Origin of the sequence: Mycolicibacterium rutilum, assembly GCF_900108565.1 — a bacterium.
In the GTDB taxonomy this organism is placed as follows: domain Bacteria; phylum Actinomycetota; class Actinomycetes; order Mycobacteriales; family Mycobacteriaceae; genus Mycobacterium; species Mycobacterium rutilum.
In genome coordinates, this window is record NZ_LT629971.1 from 661,947 (window position 1) to 678,116 (window position 16,170).

A 16,170-nucleotide genomic window follows, 5' to 3' on the forward strand; every position below is an offset into this window, starting at 1 on the left:
GCTCAGGCCACGCTCGGCGAGGTGATGTCCGCGCTCAACGGCGCGATCGCCGACAGGATTTCGGCGGTCGTTTCGCCGGGCACGCCGGCCGCGGCCAGACTCGCGGCAAGGTGGCCGGCAACCAGCTCGAAGTGGTGCATGGTGATGCCGCGGCCCTGGTGCACCTGGCGCATCGAGGCACCGGTGTAGGGCAGCGGCCCGCCGAGCGCCGCCGCGAAGAACTCGACCTGCTTGCCCTTCAGCCGCGGCATGTGCGTGCCGCTGAAGAAGCCGCGCAGCTGGTCGTCGTCGAGCACGCGGCGGTAAAAATCGTCGACCACGGTCTCGAGGGCTTCGTGGCCGCCGATCCGGTCGTAGATGGATGTCATCGAATGGTCCCCTCCAGCTCGGATGTTCCCGAGTCAAGGTCACGCCGGTTGCCCCGGCATTTCCCTCCGTTGCCGGTCGGCAAATTCGTGCTCACCGCCGCCCATGCGGGTTTGTGAGGCGGATCGGGGGCTACGAAATCCGCAGCAAACCCCAGCAAACACGGACCTGTCCGGGCCTTCGTTACAGCGTCTGCGCTTGTCGTCACATGGATGGTCAATGATCGGATTTCGTAGTAATCTGCGTCACAGGTTGAGGTCACAGCCGACTGCAGAGGTCATCGATGTAGGGCTGAACCAGCACGATTTCGGCTCGCCCTGACGACTTCGCGGTATCCAGAGCATCTCAACGAGCAGGGAGTGCGCCGTGACTGCTGTAGGCACTTGCCGGGTGTTTCGTCCCGACCCCCGGACGGTCGACCAGTGCGAACGTCATCACCGGGGCAGCTTCTCTGCGACCCGCACGCACAACTGGACCGTGGTCGTCACCGTCGGCGGCGAGGTCGACGCGGCCAACAGCCGGGCCCTCGCGACGTATGTCGAAGGCCAGGTCGCCGGCGCCCGCCGGTTGCTCATCGATCTGCGGTTGGTCGATTTCTTCGGCACGGCCGGATTCGCCGCGCTGCACTACATCAACGTGATCTGCGCGCGCAACGGCATCGACTGGGAGGTGCGGTGCGGCAGGCAGGTTCGGCGATTGCTGGCGATCTGCGACCCGGCCGGCACGCTGCCCCTCGAGAAGACCCGCTCACTGCTCGATGACATCGGCGCAAGCGCGGGCGATCGCAAGCTCCTCGTCAGTCGGAACAACTAGCACCGTCGTCGGCGACGCCTCCGTCGAGATGCGGCGGGCGGCGCGGTCCGGGCTCGAGTTGAGCTGCTCGTCGAGTTCGACGCCCAGCGCGGTCAGGCCGGTCAACGCGTCGCGGCGCACCTCGGCGTCGTTCTCCCCCACCCCCGCGGTGAACGTGATGACGTCGGCACCTCCCAGCAGCGCGAGGTAGGCGCCGATGTACTTGCGCAACCGGTGGATGTACACCTCGTAAGCCTGACGCGCCTGCGCGTCGCCGGCGTCGATGCGCTGATGCAGGATCCGAAAGTCGATCTCGCCGCCCAGCCCGCGGACCCCTGAGCGCCGGTTGAGCATGTCCTCGATGTCCTCGACGCTCATCCCCGCGGTCCGCCAGAGGTAGACGAGCGCACCCGGATCGATGTCGCCCGAGCGGGTGCCCATCACCAGGCCTTCCATCGGGGTCAACCCCATCGACGTGTCCACCGGGCGGCCGCCGGCGATCGCGGACGCGGACGCGCCGTTGCCCAGGTGCAGCACGATCTGGCGCAACGAGTCCAGCGGTGCGCCGAGAAAGCGCGCGGCCTGCTCGCTGACGTACTGGTGCGACGTGCCGTGGAAACCGTAGCGGCGCACATCCCACCGCTCGGCCACCTCCCGGTCGATCGCGTACGTCGCCGCCGCGGCCGGTAGATCGTGGAAGAACGCGGTGTCGAAGACCGCGACGTGCGGCAGCTGCGGCAGCGCCTTGCGCGCCACCTCGATGCCCTGTAATGCAGGCGGATTGTGCAGCGGCGCAAGGGGGGACAGCTGTTCGATCTTGGCGATGAGCGCGTCGTCGACGAGCGTCGGCCGGTAGATGTCCGGACCACCGTGCACCACCCGGTGGCCGACGGCGACGAGGCGGTCCATGTCGTCGGCCAACTCGTCGAAAACGACCTGCAGCGCGGCGGCGTGGTCGGTGACCTCGCTGTCGCCGATGCGTTCGACGATCCCGTCGGCCACCGTGTCGCCCGAATCGGCGTCCACGACGGCGTATTTCAGCGACGACGAGCCGGAGTTCAGCACCAGCACGTTGCGGTTCACAGGCTCTGCGCCTGTATCGCGGTGATGGCCACCGTGTTGACGATGTCTTCGACCAGCGCACCGCGCGACAGGTCGTTGACCGGCTTCTTCAGCCCCTGCAGCACCGGGCCGATCGCGATGGCGCCCGCACTGCGCTGCACCGCCTTGTAGGTGTTGTTGCCGGTGTTGAGGTCCGGGAAGATCAGCACCGTCGCCTGCCCGGCGACCTTCGAGTCCGGCATCTTCGACTTGGCGACCGACGGTTCCACCGCGGCGTCGTACTGGATGGGCCCGTCGACGAGCAGGTCGGGTTCGCGTTGGCGCACCAGATCGGTTGCGGCGCGAACCTTGTCGACATCGGCGCCGGTACCGCTGGTACCCGTCGAGTACGACAGCATCGCCACGCGGGGTTCGATGCCGAAGCGGGCGGCGGTGGCGGCCGAGGAGATCGCGATGTCGGCCAGTTGTTCTGCGGTCGGATCCGGCACGATCGCGCAGTCGCCGTAGGCGAGCACCCGGTCGGCGAGGCACATCAGAAAGATGCTCGACACGGTGGAGACCCCCGACGACGTCCGGATGATCTCGAAGGCGGGCCGCACGGTGTGGGCGGTGGTGTGCCGGGCGCCGGACACCATTCCGTCGACCATGTCGTTGTGCACCAGCATCGTGCCGAAATACGAGACGTCATGGATGATCTCGCGGGCCTGCTCGACCGTGACGCCCTTGTGCTTGCGCAACTCGGCGTACTGTTCGGCGAACTTGTCACACAGATCGCTGGTCTTCGGGTCGATCACCGCGGCGCCGGACAGGTCGACACCCAGTTCGGCTGCGCGCGGCCGGATCTGGGCTTCATCGCCGAGGATGGTCAGGTCGGCGACGCCGCGCTGCAGCAGCCGACCGGCCGCGGTCAGGATTCTGTCATCGTCGCCCTCCGGCAGCACGATGTGCTTGCGGTCCGACCTCGCCCAGTCCAGCAGCTGGTAGGTGAACATCTGCGGGGTGACCACGGACGGAATCGGGATCGACAACCGGTTCAACAGGTCTGCGGTGTCGACGTAGGTGTCCATCAGCGACAGCGCGGTGTCGATCTTGCGCAGCGATGTCGAGGTCACCCGCCCCCGCGCCGCGGCGACCCGGCTGGCGGTCTCGAAGGTGCCGAACGGCGTCGCGATGATCGGCACCCGCAGCCCCAGTCCCGCGACCAGGGTCGCGATCGCCGGGTGCAGTTCGAGCCCGCCGTTGAGGATGAGGCACGACAGCGATGGAAACCCTTCGGCGACATGGGCGCTGAGCACGGCGAGCACGACGTCGGACCGGTCGCCGGGGGTGATCACCGCGACTCCCTCGGTGAGGCGCTCGAGCACGTGTTCGGCGGTCATCCCGGCCACCAGTACGCCCATAGCCTCGCGCGACAACAGCGCGGTGTCGCCGCCGACCACGGTACCCTCGACGGCCTGCTGCAGTTCGGCGACCGACGGCGCCACCAGCAGCGGTTCCTCGGGAAGCGCGTAACAGGTGGGCCCGAAGCCCTTGAGCGCCTCGGCGACCGCGGCCGGTGCCGCGGGGTCGCAGCGGTTGGCGACGACGGCGGCGGTGTGCGCATGCTGGGTGGCGATCTCATCCAGGCAGATGTCGACGATGTGGGCGACCTGCTCGGGACTGCGATCCTTGGCCTTCACCGCCAGCACGATCGGCGCGCCGAGGTTGGCCGCGATGCGGGCATTGGTCGACAGTTCCGACGGCGCGGCGACGTCGGTGTAGTCGCTGCCGACGATCAGCACCGCGTCACACTGGTCGGCCACGCGGTGGTAGCGGTCGACGATGTCGCCGAGCGCGCCGTCGGGATTGTCGTGCAGCTGTTCGTAGCCCACACCCACGCAGTCCTCGTACGGCAGGCCGGCGGTGCTGTGGTCGAGCAGCAGCTCGAGGATGTAGTCGCGGTCCTCGCCGAGGCGGGTGATGGGACGGAACACACCCACTTTGGCGACGGTGGCCGTCAGCCGGTCCAGGACGCCCAGCGCGATCGTCGACTTACCGGTGTCGCCCTCGGGCGATGCGACGTAGATCGCGAAGGCCCCCTCACGCGACGACCACGGACCGTTCTTGGGCGTCTCCGACACGCGTCCCAGCCTGCCAAATCATCCCGCCCCGCGCACCAGCGGATCCCGGAACTCCTCGGTCAACTCGGCGAGGCGGTCGAGGAACCTCAGCGCGGCGCCGCGGTCCTGGCCGGCATCCCGGAAGAACACGCATTCGTCGACGCCGCCTTCGGCGAGCACCGAGAGCTCCCCCGCGCTGAGCGGATCGATCGGCCCCGCGCGCCCGGTGAACCCGCGCCGGTCGGCGCCGATGAGCGTCACGGGGACGTGACCGCGCCCGGCCGCGTCGGCGCGGCGGCGCAGTTCGGCGATGTCGGCGACCAGCGACTCCGGCGGCCCCAACAGGTTGGGCGCCCATCCGTCGCCGTATTCCAGCACCCGGTCGAACACCGTCGGGCCGTTACCGCCGACGAGGACGGGAACATGCGGCTTCTGCGCGGGCTTGGGCCACGAGTAGACCGGGTCGAAGTCGACGAACTGGCCGTGGAACTCGGCGCGCTCCTGCGTCCAGATCTGCTTCATGGCCAGCACCCGTTCCCGCATCAAGGCCATCCTGGTCTTCGGGTCGGTGCCGTGGTTGGCCATCTCCTCACGCAACCACCCCGCGCCCACGCCCAGTCTCAGGCGGCCGCCGGACAGGACGTCGAGGGACGCCACCTGCTTGGCCAGCGTCAGCGGGTCACGCTGCACGACCAGCGCGATACCGGTCCCCAGCGACAGCCGCCGGGTGGCCGCGGCCGCCGCGGTCAACGCGACGAACGGGTCCATCGAGCGCAGATAGTCGCGCGCCGGCATGTCCGTGTCGGGCGGGGCGGGCGCCGCGACGGGATAGTGCGTGTGCTCACTGACGAACAGCGAGTCGAACCCGCGCTGCTCGAGCGCGGCGGCGAGTTCGTCGGGCCGCAGGCCCTCATCGGTGATGAATGTGCACACGCCGAACCGCATGAGCCCCAGCGTGTGGGATCGGCGGTGGTTTCGACAGAGTCGGCTGATGATGGGACCCGCACCACCACCCTGCGGCCTACAGTCGAGGTATGTCCGTAGAGGAGATCCGCCGCGCGCCGCGACGGCCCGAGCTGCGGGACTTCCTGAGGTCACGACGCGCCCGGCTCTCGCCCGCCGATGTCGGGTTGCCTGTCGGCGGCCGGCGCCGCACACCGGGTCTGCGGCGCGAGGAGGTCGCCATGCTCGCCGGGGTCGGGGTGTCCTGGTACACCTGGCTCGAACAGGGCAGGGACATCACCGCTTCGGTCGACGTGCTCGACGCGATCAGCGCGACCCTGCGGCTCGATCCCGCCGAGCGCATGCACCTGCACCGGCTCGCCGGGACCGGCCCGCGCTCATCGGCACCACGCGATACCGGCCCGGTGCCGCCTGAGCTCCTTCGCCTGGTCGAGACGTGGTCGCCGCGCCCGGCGATGCTGCAGGACCGCCACTGGAACCTGCTGGCGATCAACTCCGGCACTCGAGAAGCGTTCGGCTACACCGGATCCGACCACAACTGCTTGATCAGTTTCTTCACCAACGCCCGCTACCGGGAGATGTATGTGGAGTGGGCCGCGGCCGCGCCCGGCGTCGTCGCGGCGTTCCGGTCCGATGCGGGCCGCTACCCGGACGACCCGGAGTTCGGTCGGATCGCCGGTGAATTAGCCTCGCGCAGCGTTGATTTCGCCGAGCTGTGGGCACGCAACGACGTCGGCCCGCACCGGCAGGCGGTCAAGGCGGTCCGCCACCCGCAGGCCGGCGAGCTCGTGTTCGACAAGACGACGCTGACCGTGACCGACCATCCCGACTGGCACCTGGTGCTCTACAACCCGCGGCCGGGCACGCCGACGCAGCAGCGGCTGGCCGCGGCCGTGCCCGATCAGGGGTAGCTGGCGGTGGGGTCCACCGGGATCTCGACGGTGGTCGCCAGCCCTCGGTGATCCGAACCGGGCACCACGAACGTCTCCGCCGCGGTGGCGGTGCTGTTGCGCACCAGCACATGGTCGATGCCGACGACAGGTGGGCGCCAAGGCTTGCTGGGATAACTGCGGGCCAGACCGGCCCCGGCCTGCTCGACGGCGTCGCGGTACCCCTCGTCGAGTAGCCGCCGGAACGGGCGCATGTCGTAGGTGGCATTGAGGTCGCCTGCCACGATCACCGCGTCGGAGCCGGCGTCGCGGGCGATGGCGCGCAGCGTCTCCGGCAGTTGCGCGATGTCGTCGCCGAACCACTCCAGGGGCTGCACCCACGGTGCGGCCAGATGCACCGCGAGTACCGAGACCTCCCCGCGCACACCGGGCGGCCGGATCCGGGTGCGCAGCATCGGCATCTGGTACCCGGCCACGGCCGTCGATGCCGTGATCGGGTGGCGGCTCCAGACGCCGATGCCCGCGGCCATCGGGCGCGGGTCGATGACCCGGTGCGGAAACGCCCGGTCGAGTCCCGCGGCCGACATCGCGACGGCCACCTCGGGCGTCATCTCCTGCACGACGAGCACATCGGCTGCGGCGTCGGCGATCTGGACGAGCGCCCGCGCATCGGCGCGGCCCAGCCCGAGATTCGCGGTGACGACGCGCAGCGCGACCGACGGCACCGTCGGCCGCTCCGGCCCGAGGTACCTCGGCGCCAGCACCGCCAGCATCGCGATGCACAGCAGCGCGGCCACGATCGTCGCCACCCAGCGCCGCGCGAGGCCGAACAGCGCCATCGACGCGACCGCCGCGGCGGTCAGGTAGGGCGAGGCCGCGGCCAGCACCAGCACCAGCTCGTGACTGACCGGCAGATAGCGCGACAGCAGCGCAGCCAGCGCCACCACGAACGCGAGCCCACCCAGCACCGTCGCCGACAATCGAATCATGCTGTGCCGGTGCGGTTGACGGGGTCAGCCGAGGCGGCGCAGCCGGGGCTCCAGGTCGCGCTGGAACAGTTCGAGGAACCGGCGCTGATCGTGCCCGGGGGCGTGGAACACCAGGTGGTTGAGTCCCCAGTCGACGTAGTCCTTGACCTTCTCGACCGCCTCGTCGGGATCCGAGGCGACGATCCAGCGCTTGGCGACCTGCTCGATGGGCAGCGCATCCGCGGCCTTCTCCATCTCGATCGGGTCGTCGATGGAGTGCTTCTGCTCGGCGGTCAGCGACAGCGGCGCCCAGAACCGGGTGTTCTCCAGGGCGAGCTCGGGATCGGTGTCGTAGGAGATCTTGATCTCGATCATCCGGTCCACGTCGTCGGGATTCTTGCCCGCCGCCTCGGCGCCCTCGCGCATCGCCGGGATCAGCTTCTCCTTGTAGAGTTCCTCGCCCTTGCCCGAGGTGCAGATGAAACCGTCGCCGGCCCGGCCGGCGTACTTGGCGACCTGCGGGCCGCCCGCGGCGATGTAGATCGGGATGCCGCCCTCGGGCACGTCGTAGATCGAGGCGCCCTTGGTCTTGTAGTAGTCGCCCTCGAAATCGACGCGGTCGCCGAGCCACAGCTCCCGCATCAGCCGCACCGATTCCCGCAGCCGCGCGTAGCGCTCCTTGAACTCCGGCCACTCCCCCTCGTACCCGGTGGCGATCTCGTTGAGCGCCTCGCCGGTTCCGACGCCGAGGAAGATGCGATCCGGGTACAGGCATCCCATCGTCGCGAACGCCTGGGCGATGACGGCGGGGTTGTAGCGGAAGGTCGGGGTGAGCACCGAGGTCCCCAGGACGAGGTTCTTGGTGCGTTCGCCGACGGCCGCCATCCAGGCCAGCGACCACGGCGCGTGGCCGCCCTCATGTCGCCAAGGCTGGAAGTGGTCGCTGACCGTCGCGCTGTCCATGCCGTGCTCTTCGGCCGCCACGGCCAACTCGACGAGTTCGCGCGGCGCGAACTGCTCGGCCGACGCCTTGTATCCAAGTCTTATTTGTGCCACGACTACTTTCTACTCCGCTGCCTACACTCGCGGCATGGCAGTAGCCCTGAGCAAGGTCACCGACACTGTCCACTTCGCCCACACCGACCTCGTCAATTGGGCGCTGGTCACCGACGGCAGCGGAGTGCTGTTGATCGATGCGGGCTTTCCCGGGCATCGCGCCGACGTGCTCGCATCGTTGCGTCAGCTCGGCTTCGGAATCGACGACCTGCGCGCGATCCTGCTGACCCATGCCCACGTCGACCATTTCGGTTCGGCCATCTGGTTCGCCAAAACCCATGGCACGCCGGTGTATTGCCACGCCGCCGAGGTGGGACACGCCAAGCGTGAGTACCTCGAGCAGGTGTCGGTGCTCGACGTCGGCAAGCGGATCTGGCAGCCGAGCTTTCTGACGTGGACGGTCGCGATCACCCGCAAGGGCGGCCTGGTGCGCGACGGGATCCCGTCCGCGCAGCCCTACACCGAGGAAGTGGCGGCGCGACTGCCGGGCACGCCGACGGCGATCCCGACACCTGGGCACACCGGCGGGCACTGCTCGTTCATCGTCGACGGAGTCCTGATCAGTGGCGATGCGTTGGTCACCGGGCACCCGGTGTCACCGCGAGGCGGACCGCAGCTGCTGCCCAGCCTGTTCAATCACGACGAGCGGGCCTGCGTGCGCAGTCTGGCGGCGCTGGGCCTGCTCGACGGCGAGGTGTTGTTGCCCGGCCACGGCCCGCTGTGGCGCGGGTCGATCCGCGAGGCGGCCGAGCAGGCCGCCGCTCGCTGAGTCGAACGGTTTGGCGACGTTCGTCGTCGTTGCATAGAGAGCCCCCACCGCCGTCGGCTCCTCTGGTGCGAAATTGTGGTTCAATAGATGAACCGGTTTAATAAATGAACCGCCTGTCGGTTCGATATTTCTGATTAGCGAGGATCGCGATGACGTTTACCCATGCAGCGGTGCTGTCGACGAACGGCGTCGAACACCTGCACTCCACCGCCAAGCGGATCGGCGACATGGCGGCCGGCATGGCCGCCGACATCGACGCACACCGGCGGCTGCCGGACAAGGTGCTGACCGAGCTCGCCATCTCGAAGCTGCTGCGCGCCGGCGCGCCGGTGGAGACCGACGGGCTCGAACTCGACCCGGCCACATCCCTGCGCTGCGCTGAAACGGTGGCCCGCGGCAACGCTTCGGCGGGATGGTGCGTGTCGATCGCGACGACCGCCGGCCTGCTGCAGGCCTACATGCCCGAGAGCAGCCGGATGACGTTCTTCGGCAACGGGATCGGGGTCGCTGCGGGCGTCTGGGCGCCGCGCGGCAGGGCACGGCGCGTCCCCGGGGGAGTCAAGGTCAGCGGGCGGTGGCAGTTCTGCAGCGGAATCAACCACTCGGACATGTTCTTCGGCGGCTGCATCATCGGCGACGCCTCCGAGCACGTGGTCGTCGCCATTCCCGTCGCGGATCTGCAGATCCTCGACACCTGGCACACGCTGGGACTGCGCGGCACCGGTAGCCACGACGGCGTGGCCGAGGAGGTGTTCGTCCCCGACGACCGCGTGTTGTCGTTGACCGACGGACCGCTGATCAACCGCGCGTTGTACCGATTCCCGATCTTCGGCTACTTCGCGTGCAGCATCGCCGCCGCGGCGCTGGGCAACGCACGCGCGGCGGTCGACACGTTCATCGACCTGGCCGCGACGAAGAAGGCTGCCGGATCGTCGCGCACCCTGGCCGAGCGGCCGACAGTGCAGAGCACCGTCGCCGGCGCCGAGGCCGCACTGCGCTCGGCACGTGCACTCTACTATCACGCGATCGAAAAAGCCTGGACAGCAAGCCAACTCGACGTGATCACCGCCGACGATCGGCTGCAGCTGCGACTGGCCGCCACCCACGCCGCCCGGACCTCAGTCGACGTCGTACGCACGGTCTACGACCTGGCCGGGGGCAGCGCGATCTACGACGACGCGCCGCTGCAACGCCACCTGCGCGATGCGTTCACGGCCTCGGCACACTTCCAGGTCAGCGAAGCCTCGCTCGAGATCAGCGGTCGCCTTCTGACGCATCAGCCGACGAACGTGGCGACATTGTGAACCGCCGGATCGAGGCGGCACTGCCCTTCTGGCTCGACCGCCCCGACACCGAGGCTCTCGACGTGGCCTACGAGGCGTGGCGGTCCGGGCTGCGCGGCCTGTGGGTTGGCGAGATGGCGACGTACGACGCGTTCGGGTTGGCCACCGCCATCGCCCTGCGCGCACCCGGGATGCGGTTGAACATCGGCCCGCTACCGGTCAGCGTGCGGGCCCCGCCGGAATCGCCCTCGGGGTGAGTACGGTCGCGTCGCTGACCGGCTCGCAGGTGAGCGTTGCGCTCGGCGCATCCAGTCCGATGATCGTGACCGGATGGCACGGCCGCGACTGGGGCCGCAGCGTGGCACGTATGCGCGACACCATCGAGGTGCTGCGCCAGCTGCTGCCCGGACAGCGCAGCGGCTATAGCGGGGATGTGTTGTCGAGCCGGGGTTTTCGACTCCGACACCCGGTACCGTCGGCGCGGATCGCCGTCGGCGCTTTCGGCGAGGGCATGATCCGGCTGGCCGCCGTCCATGCCGACGAGCTGGTGCTGAACCTGGCCACCCCGGAGCGGGTGGCGCAGGTTCGGCAACGCGTCGACGGGTACGCGCGGGCGGCGGACCGCCAACCACCGCATCTGACCGTCTGGGTACCGGCCGCGGTGGATCCGAGCGAGGAGACCTGGCGACAGGTTGCCGGTCAGATCGCGGTGTACCTGCGACCACCCGGTTACGGCGAGATGTTCAGCGAACTCGGCTTCGGATCGCTGGTCACCGCCACCCGCCGCGGCACTCCGCGTGCCCAGTTGGCGTCGGCTGTGCCCGTCGAGCTGCCGCGGCTCCTCGGCGCGTTCGGCACTGCCGAGGAAGTCAGTGACCGGCTGACCGCGTTCCTGGCCGCAGGCGCCGACACCGTCGCCGTCGTCCCCGCCACCGCGACCGACCCGGGAGGGCGGGAGACGCTGCGCTGCGGGGCCGGCTGCCTCGAATCAATCAGCGCAGCAATGTGACTCAGTCCTGCGCGCCCCCGAATCCGGGACCGGGTTCGGGGGTTACATTGCGAGCGTTGAGTTCCTGATTGCAGTTGCTGCAGAGCAGGCGAGCTTCGACGATCTGCCCGCATGACTGATGCCGCAACACCAATGGCGGGCCCTCCGGAACCGGCAGATGTTTGTCGCCCCACTGCATCAGTGTCACGACCGCTGGGAACAGGTCGCGTCCCGAGTCCGTGAGTCGGTATTCGAAGCGCTCCGGATCCTGTGCGTAAGGCACCCGGACCAGCAAGCCGTTGTCGACCAGTGACCGCAGTCGCGCCGCCAGGGTCGGCCGGGGGATGTTGAGGTTGCGCACGAGCTGACCGAATCGTCGCACTCCCAGGAAGATCTCGCGAAGAATCACGAAGGTCCACCGCTCCCCGACCAGCGCCAGCGTGCGCTCGACGGATTCCACCTCGAAGCGGTGGGACAGATCTTCGGGACCGGTCATGACCCCACCACTGTATCGGTTCACTCAATGAACCAGAACGCTGCCTGCGGCGCCTCACGCCACGACGCGGCGCGGCGGTGACCCCTGGGCGGCAGACAATCTCTGCAGCGCCGAGCACGATGACGTACCCGGCCGCGCGTGATAGATCACCAGCGCAAGTCCGTGGGCGCCGGCGATGTGCAGTTTCTCCGCGAACAGCTCGAGCAGCCCGATCTCGGGGTGACGCAACCGGATCGGACTCATCGGCGCCGGTTCGACCTCGGCGCGCGACCACAGCTGACGGAACTTCTCACTGCTGTCCATCAGCTCGCGGATGAGTTGCGCCGGCCGCTCGGCGGTGACGTCACCCCCGATCGAGAGGCGAAGCTGCGCAACACAATTGGCGGTCGCGCGGTCCCAGTCGACGAACATCGCCCGGTCGTACGGGTGAGTGAAGATCGCGCGGATACGGTTCTCACCCACCCGCAGATTCGGCGAGAGCTTGCCGGCGAGTCGATTCGCCGCCAGCACGTCGGTGTACCTGTTCTGGATGATCGCGGGCACGCTGAGAGTGTCGATCAGGAGCCGACTGCCGTCCGGGACGCACGGACTGCCCTCGCCGGGGCGCGATCTCCTCGGATTGGCCAGATCGAGCAGATGACAGGTTTCCAGCTCGTCGAGGCCGAGCGCGCGGGCGAGGGCTTCGCATACGGCGGGCGACGGCGTGCGGACCCGGCCCTGTTCGAGGCGGCTGTAGTACTCGACGCTGATATTGGCGCGGGCGGCCACCTCCTCGCGGCGCAGGCCGGGAACGCGGCGCTGTCCGGCGCCCAGGAGTCCGATCTCCTCGGGCCGGCGCCGAGCGCGCTGGTGGCGAAGGAACTGGGCGAGCGGGCTTGTAGACACGGGCGACACGCCTACTTCAACGTTTCCTCGACGGATAGGGTTCAATTTTCTTACTTGCACCCTGCGCCGCCGGGCGGCTGGGGTGTCCGCCAGGGTCGCGTGACCACATCGCACGCGTACCGGTACTCGCACATCACCTGGGTGGCGTGGCGGTCATCGGCCTCCGACCCCTCCGCTGATCCGGCGGGCAGGGCGAGCACCGCGACGCTGTGCGCGATCGATGCGCGCTCGGCGCGATGCGCGGTCGCGGCCGCGCAGAGGCTGATCTCGCGCAGCCATCGACTGAATCTCTCGAGCGTGAGGGCCGTGGCGTCGGCGCCCGTTCTGGCCAGCGAACGCATCAGTTCCGCGACAGCGGCGTCATAGTCGTCGGCCACACTCGCCATCTCGTCGGCGATCAGGTCCCACGCCGCGCAGGCCCTGGCGAGCGATCCCGGGCCCTGCCCTCGGGTGAGATCGCGGACCACCTGGCTGCACCTCACTTTCACCGCTCCTCAACACCCATGGCGCGCAGTGCAGAAGCGAGCAGCCGGATCTCGTCGGCACCGCGGTCCACCGACCGAATGAACTCCTCGGCCCTGCGATTCAGGGCGCCGGCGACCCGACGGGAAACGTCGTCGCCACCGGCCGCCGAGACCGACAGGTTGGCGTCCTCGCGTCGCATCAGAGACACGATGCGTTCCGCAATCGCCTCGAGTTGCACAGCGACGGCGGCGGAATCACTGCTCACGAGAGCTGCCCGATCTCACGACCGGCCGATTGCCCTGCCGGTGCGCACCCGAAAGACCGCCGCTGCAACAGATCACGCATCCGGCGGCGGGCACGGTGCAGACGCGATGCCACGGTCCCGACCGGGATGCCGAGGATCGCGGCGATCTCCACGTTGCGGTACTCCAAGACGTGCGCATAGAACACGGTCAACTTGAGATCCTCCGGAAGCGACCGCACCGCGTTGGACACGTCGCCGGGCAGCGACTCAAGTGCATGCGTCTCCGCCGACCTCGCCTCAGGTCGAGAGGCTGCGGTTTCCGACTGGGTGACCATGAGCGCGACGTCGCCGGTCAGCCGAGTCGGCGGTCGCCGCTGTGCGCTGCGGTAATTGTCGACGAAGACGTTGGACATGATGCGGTGCAACCAGGCTCGGATGTTGCCGCCCGGCTCGAATGTCCGCAGCCCGACGTAGGCCTTGAGCATGGTCTCCTGCACCAGGTCCTCGGCGTCGGCGCGGCAGCCCGTCATCACGTACGCGTTGGTGCGCAGGTACTCGAAATGGGGCATCACGTCGCGCACGAATTGTGCTTTGGCGTCCTCGCGGTGGGTCGGTTTCATCGGAAGTCCTCGGTTCGGGCATGCGACGTGATTTACGCCTGCTCGGATGAACACCGCCGAAATCCAATATATTGCACGTTGCGCTGCGGCGCCGGCAATGGATCGCCGGCGGGCCACCCGGTTCATGGCTCGATCGTCACGGTTCGGAACCAGCCCAACCAGGTTCTCTGAGTGCCTGGACTGTGAGGAACGCCAGGTCAGACGGCCGCACTGTGAAATCGGTCACCCGACTGAAGCCGCCGAGCGCGTGGACCGTCTTCGTACGTGTAACAAGAATTTAACGCCCTGGAGACACCATGACTTATCCGTCCGGTACGGCGAATCCGACCGTCGGCGCGCAGGTGGCGGCCCGGTTGTTCACCGGCCGCCTCGACCAACACCTCGCGGTAGGGGTGATTCCCCGCGCCGGCAGTGCGCTCGCCGTACACGCGCAGCGCCTGCAGTCCGATCGCGAGCGTCAAGCAGTCGCCCGGACGCTTCGCGCCGCTGTCGAGCAGGCCCGGTCGGGTCGTGCACCGGGTGGTTCGGTGGTGCCGGTGCACCGCCGCAACGTGAGGGCCGCGGCGGACGTGATCGAGGCGATCGCCCGGGTTCTACAGTCACCGCGACGCGTCAACGTCATGGGCATGGCTCGGCTGCGCCGGGTGTTGTCCGACGGCCAGGGCCCGATGTATGACGGCAACCCGGGCGATCTCGTCGGCCGGCTCTCAGCAGCACTGGCGGCCCTGTGATGGTCGCCGTCCATCCCGGCACGGGGTTGATCCTGTTGCTGCGGCGCCGGTTTCGCAGACCCCGCGTGGACTGGCAGTCCGATCCCGTGGTCGATCCGATTCGACTGCGCTTTGCGCGCCGGCCCGTCTGGCCCTCACCGGGAGTGCTCGGCGACCGGCGCTGAGCCGGTCAGTGCGAGGGGACCTCGACGTCGGACATCAGCACGCGCACGCCGCCGGTGGACAACCGGGCCATGGCTTCGAAGAACGCGCCCGCTTCGGGAGTGGACACGGCGTCGACGGCGGTGGCGTAGTCCGGGTAGTACAGGTCGATCATCCGGTATGCCGGCGTGGGGCTGCCATCCTCTTTCGGCCAGACCTTCGACGCCTCCAGCCGCAGATATCCCGGAATGCGTCGCGCGGCCTCCAATTGCTCGGCCTCGTAGGCGGATTCGAACGCCGCGGGATCGGTCGGATTGTCATAGATGACGGTGATCTTCGTTTCGGACATGAGCTTCCTTACTTCTCGAATTCGACCAGAGACGACAGTGTCTCCCAGTTCTGTTGTGTCGCTTCTGCTGCCGCGTCGGCATCGCCGCGACGGCAGCAGTCGATGATCTGTTTGTGCTGCGCGATCGATTGCCGGCCGGACAGCGACGAGAAGCGCAGGAACTCGAGCCTGCGCAGCACGGGGGTGACCTGCTCGAGCACGGTGCGGATGGTTTCGTTGCGACTGGCCTCGACGGCCACACCGTGGAATTCGTCGTCGCTGCGCAGCGCGGCCTCGGCGTCACCGTCGGCGAACGCGGCGGCAAACTCCTTGTTGGCCTTCGTCATCGCCTTGATCTCGGCACTGCCCATCAGCGGCACCGCCGTGCGCACCGCGAGCGCGTGCATCGCGGCGGCCACCGCCTGGGCGTCGAGCACCGTCTTGCGCTCGATCGTCGACACCACTGTCGACCGGCCGGGGGTGGTGTGTACCAGCCCTGCCGCTTCGAGCCTTCCGATCGCCTCGCGGATGGGCGTGCGGCTGACGCCGAGCCACTGCTCGAGCTCGGCGTCGCGCAGCTTCTCGCCCGGTAGGAAAGTTCCGTTGATGATGGCGTCGCGCAGGGACAGGTAGGCCTGCTCGCGCAGCAGCGATCGCTTGTGTCTACCGCTCTCCGTCGGAACCGGCATGCAAAATATCGTATCTTACAGTTAGCGCCGTTATGTAAGTTTCTGGTAACCAAGCAGGAAGACCGCGGTCAAACACAGGCCGCACGCGATCACCACCGTCGGCATCAGGATCATCGCGTCGAGTTCGTCGTCGTCGAGCACGTCGCTGTCGAAACGGCCGAACAACACGCGGGCCACGCCGGTCCGGCGGAAGGTGTGCACCATGACGCGCACCGCCTTGGTCCCGCGCCGACGACCGATCAGGACACGGGAGGCCACGCCGACCAGAAAGGTCAGCACGCCGGCGGCCACCAGCAACCAGCCGACCGCGGTCTGCGATAACGCCACGTCCACCC

19 protein-coding genes and 1 pseudogene are annotated in these 16,170 nt (G+C 68.5%); 6 read left to right on the top strand and 14 right to left on the bottom strand.

Annotation, left to right across the window (positions count from 1 at the left end; translation table 11 throughout):
* Positions 1–2 precede the first annotated feature (2 nt).
* Complete coding sequence (locus tag BLW81_RS03230; protein WP_083405958.1) at positions 3–368, bottom strand: group I truncated hemoglobin; 366 nt, start codon at positions 366–368, stop codon at positions 3–5.
* A gap of 388 nt (positions 369–756) precedes the next feature.
* Between BLW81_RS03230 and BLW81_RS03235 the strand changes: the two genes are divergently transcribed.
* Positions 757–1,179: an STAS domain-containing protein gene (locus BLW81_RS03235; RefSeq protein WP_173839695.1), complete on the top strand. Its 423-nt coding sequence runs from the start codon at positions 757–759 to the stop codon at positions 1,177–1,179.
* Here BLW81_RS03235 and BLW81_RS03240 read toward each other — a convergent pair.
* From BLW81_RS03240 to BLW81_RS03250, 3 genes are read right to left on the bottom strand one after another with little or no spacing between them, the layout of a single operon-like run.
* A complete protein-coding gene (locus BLW81_RS03240) occupies positions 1,114–2,241 on the bottom strand; it encodes an acetate kinase (protein WP_083405960.1) in 1,128 nt (375 codons plus the stop codon). The two genes, BLW81_RS03235 and BLW81_RS03240, sit on opposite strands and share 66 nt — an antisense overlap.
* The gene (gene pta, locus BLW81_RS03245) at positions 2,238–4,340 is read right to left on the bottom strand and encodes a phosphate acetyltransferase (protein WP_083405961.1); all 2,103 of its coding nucleotides are present in this window, start codon (positions 4,338–4,340) and stop codon (positions 2,238–2,240) included. The genes BLW81_RS03240 and pta overlap by 4 nt, the downstream gene beginning before the upstream one ends.
* Positions 4,341–4,358: 18 nt before the next feature.
* The gene (locus BLW81_RS03250; RefSeq protein ID WP_083405962.1) at positions 4,359–5,264 is read right to left on the bottom strand and encodes an LLM class F420-dependent oxidoreductase; all 906 of its coding nucleotides are present in this window, start codon (positions 5,262–5,264) and stop codon (positions 4,359–4,361) included.
* A gap of 89 nt (positions 5,265–5,353) precedes the next feature.
* On the opposite strand from BLW81_RS03250, the gene BLW81_RS03255 reads away from it, so the two are divergent.
* On the top strand, positions 5,354–6,193 hold the full coding sequence (locus BLW81_RS03255; protein WP_083405963.1) for a helix-turn-helix transcriptional regulator: 840 nt from the start codon (positions 5,354–5,356) through the stop codon (positions 6,191–6,193).
* Here BLW81_RS03255 and BLW81_RS03260 read toward each other — a convergent pair.
* Positions 6,184–7,161, bottom strand: coding sequence for an endonuclease/exonuclease/phosphatase family protein (locus BLW81_RS03260; RefSeq protein WP_083405964.1), 978 nt, complete (start codon positions 7,159–7,161; stop codon positions 6,184–6,186). The two genes, BLW81_RS03255 and BLW81_RS03260, sit on opposite strands and share 10 nt — an antisense overlap.
* 24 nt (positions 7,162–7,185) lie before the next feature.
* Positions 7,186–8,196 carry a glucose-6-phosphate dehydrogenase (coenzyme-F420) gene (fgd, locus tag BLW81_RS03265; protein ID WP_083405965.1) on the bottom strand — a complete coding sequence of 337 codons (1,011 nt, stop codon included), beginning with the start codon at positions 8,194–8,196 and terminating at the stop codon, positions 7,186–7,188.
* A gap of 34 nt (positions 8,197–8,230) precedes the next feature.
* Between fgd and BLW81_RS03270 the strand changes: the two genes are divergently transcribed.
* From BLW81_RS03270 to BLW81_RS03280, 3 genes and pseudogenes are all read left to right on the top strand, one after another.
* Entirely contained in the window at positions 8,231–8,965 is a 735-nt protein-coding gene (locus BLW81_RS03270) for an MBL fold metallo-hydrolase (protein WP_083405966.1), read from the top strand.
* A 149-nt stretch (positions 8,966–9,114) separates the two neighbouring features.
* A complete protein-coding gene (locus BLW81_RS03275) occupies positions 9,115–10,269 on the top strand; it encodes an acyl-CoA dehydrogenase family protein (RefSeq protein WP_083405967.1) in 1,155 nt (384 codons plus the stop codon).
* A pseudogene (locus BLW81_RS03280) lies at positions 10,266–11,257 on the top strand (LLM class F420-dependent oxidoreductase). The gene BLW81_RS03275 and the pseudogene BLW81_RS03280 overlap by 4 nt, the downstream one beginning before the upstream one ends.
* Position 11,258: 1 nt before the next feature.
* Here the strand turns inward: BLW81_RS03280 and BLW81_RS03285 are convergent.
* From BLW81_RS03285 to BLW81_RS03305, 5 genes are read right to left on the bottom strand one after another with little or no spacing between them, the layout of a single operon-like run.
* A complete protein-coding gene (locus BLW81_RS03285; RefSeq protein ID WP_083405968.1) occupies positions 11,259–11,732 on the bottom strand; it encodes a winged helix-turn-helix transcriptional regulator in 474 nt (157 codons plus the stop codon).
* Between the two features lie 54 nt (positions 11,733–11,786).
* Positions 11,787–12,617, bottom strand: a complete 831-nt coding sequence (locus tag BLW81_RS03290; protein WP_235632157.1) for a helix-turn-helix domain-containing protein — start codon at positions 12,615–12,617, stop codon at positions 11,787–11,789.
* A gap of 50 nt (positions 12,618–12,667) precedes the next feature.
* Positions 12,668–13,084 (bottom strand): PPE domain-containing protein, encoded by a 417-nt coding sequence (locus BLW81_RS03295; protein WP_157897565.1) that lies wholly within the window; start codon positions 13,082–13,084, stop codon positions 12,668–12,670.
* Positions 13,085–13,101: 17 nt separating this feature from the next.
* A complete protein-coding gene (locus BLW81_RS03300) occupies positions 13,102–13,347 on the bottom strand; it encodes a PE domain-containing protein (protein WP_083405971.1) in 246 nt (81 codons plus the stop codon).
* A complete protein-coding gene (locus tag BLW81_RS03305) occupies positions 13,344–13,946 on the bottom strand; it encodes a sigma-70 family RNA polymerase sigma factor (RefSeq protein ID WP_083405972.1) in 603 nt (200 codons plus the stop codon). The genes BLW81_RS03300 and BLW81_RS03305 overlap by 4 nt, the downstream gene beginning before the upstream one ends.
* A gap of 296 nt (positions 13,947–14,242) precedes the next feature.
* On the opposite strand from BLW81_RS03305, the gene BLW81_RS03310 reads away from it, so the two are divergent.
* Entirely contained in the window at positions 14,243–14,677 is a 435-nt protein-coding gene (locus BLW81_RS03310; protein WP_083405973.1) for a hypothetical protein, read from the top strand.
* Positions 14,678–14,846: 169 nt separating this feature from the next.
* Here the strand turns inward: BLW81_RS03310 and BLW81_RS03315 are convergent, their stop codons facing one another.
* From BLW81_RS03315 to BLW81_RS03325, 3 genes are read right to left on the bottom strand one after another with little or no spacing between them, the layout of a single operon-like run.
* Positions 14,847–15,167 (bottom strand): EthD family reductase, encoded by a 321-nt coding sequence (locus BLW81_RS03315; RefSeq protein WP_083405974.1) that lies wholly within the window; start codon positions 15,165–15,167, stop codon positions 14,847–14,849.
* 8 nt (positions 15,168–15,175) lie between these two features.
* A complete protein-coding gene (locus BLW81_RS03320; RefSeq protein ID WP_083405975.1) occupies positions 15,176–15,835 on the bottom strand; it encodes a GntR family transcriptional regulator in 660 nt (219 codons plus the stop codon).
* Positions 15,836–15,865: 30 nt separating this feature from the next.
* Entirely contained in the window at positions 15,866–16,162 is a 297-nt protein-coding gene (locus BLW81_RS03325; protein WP_083410291.1) for a hypothetical protein, read from the bottom strand.
* Positions 16,163–16,170: the final 8 nt, after the last annotated feature.

Coding starts and splice junctions, on each gene's coding strand:
- BLW81_RS03270 (WP_083405966.1), top strand. CDS start 8,231: ATGGCAGTAGCCCTGAGCAAGGTCACCGACACTGTCCACTTCGCCCAC.
- BLW81_RS03320 (WP_083405975.1), bottom strand. CDS start 15,835: ATGCCGGTTCCGACGGAGAGCGGTAGACACAAGCGATCGCTGCTGCGC.
- BLW81_RS03230 (WP_083405958.1), bottom strand. CDS start 368: ATGACATCCATCTACGACCGGATCGGCGGCCACGAAGCCCTCGAGACC.
- BLW81_RS03315 (WP_083405974.1), bottom strand. CDS start 15,167: ATGTCCGAAACGAAGATCACCGTCATCTATGACAATCCGACCGATCCC.
- BLW81_RS03250 (WP_083405962.1), bottom strand. CDS start 5,264: ATGCGGTTCGGCGTGTGCACATTCATCACCGATGAGGGCCTGCGGCCC.
- BLW81_RS03310 (WP_083405973.1), top strand. CDS start 14,243: ATGACTTATCCGTCCGGTACGGCGAATCCGACCGTCGGCGCGCAGGTG.
- BLW81_RS03255 (WP_083405963.1), top strand. CDS start 5,354: ATGTCCGTAGAGGAGATCCGCCGCGCGCCGCGACGGCCCGAGCTGCGG.
- BLW81_RS03305 (WP_083405972.1), bottom strand. CDS start 13,946: ATGAAACCGACCCACCGCGAGGACGCCAAAGCACAATTCGTGCGCGAC.
- BLW81_RS03285 (WP_083405968.1), bottom strand. CDS start 11,732: ATGACCGGTCCCGAAGATCTGTCCCACCGCTTCGAGGTGGAATCCGTC.
- BLW81_RS03275 (WP_083405967.1), top strand. CDS start 9,115: ATGACGTTTACCCATGCAGCGGTGCTGTCGACGAACGGCGTCGAACAC.
- BLW81_RS03260 (WP_083405964.1), bottom strand. CDS start 7,161: ATGATTCGATTGTCGGCGACGGTGCTGGGTGGGCTCGCGTTCGTGGTG.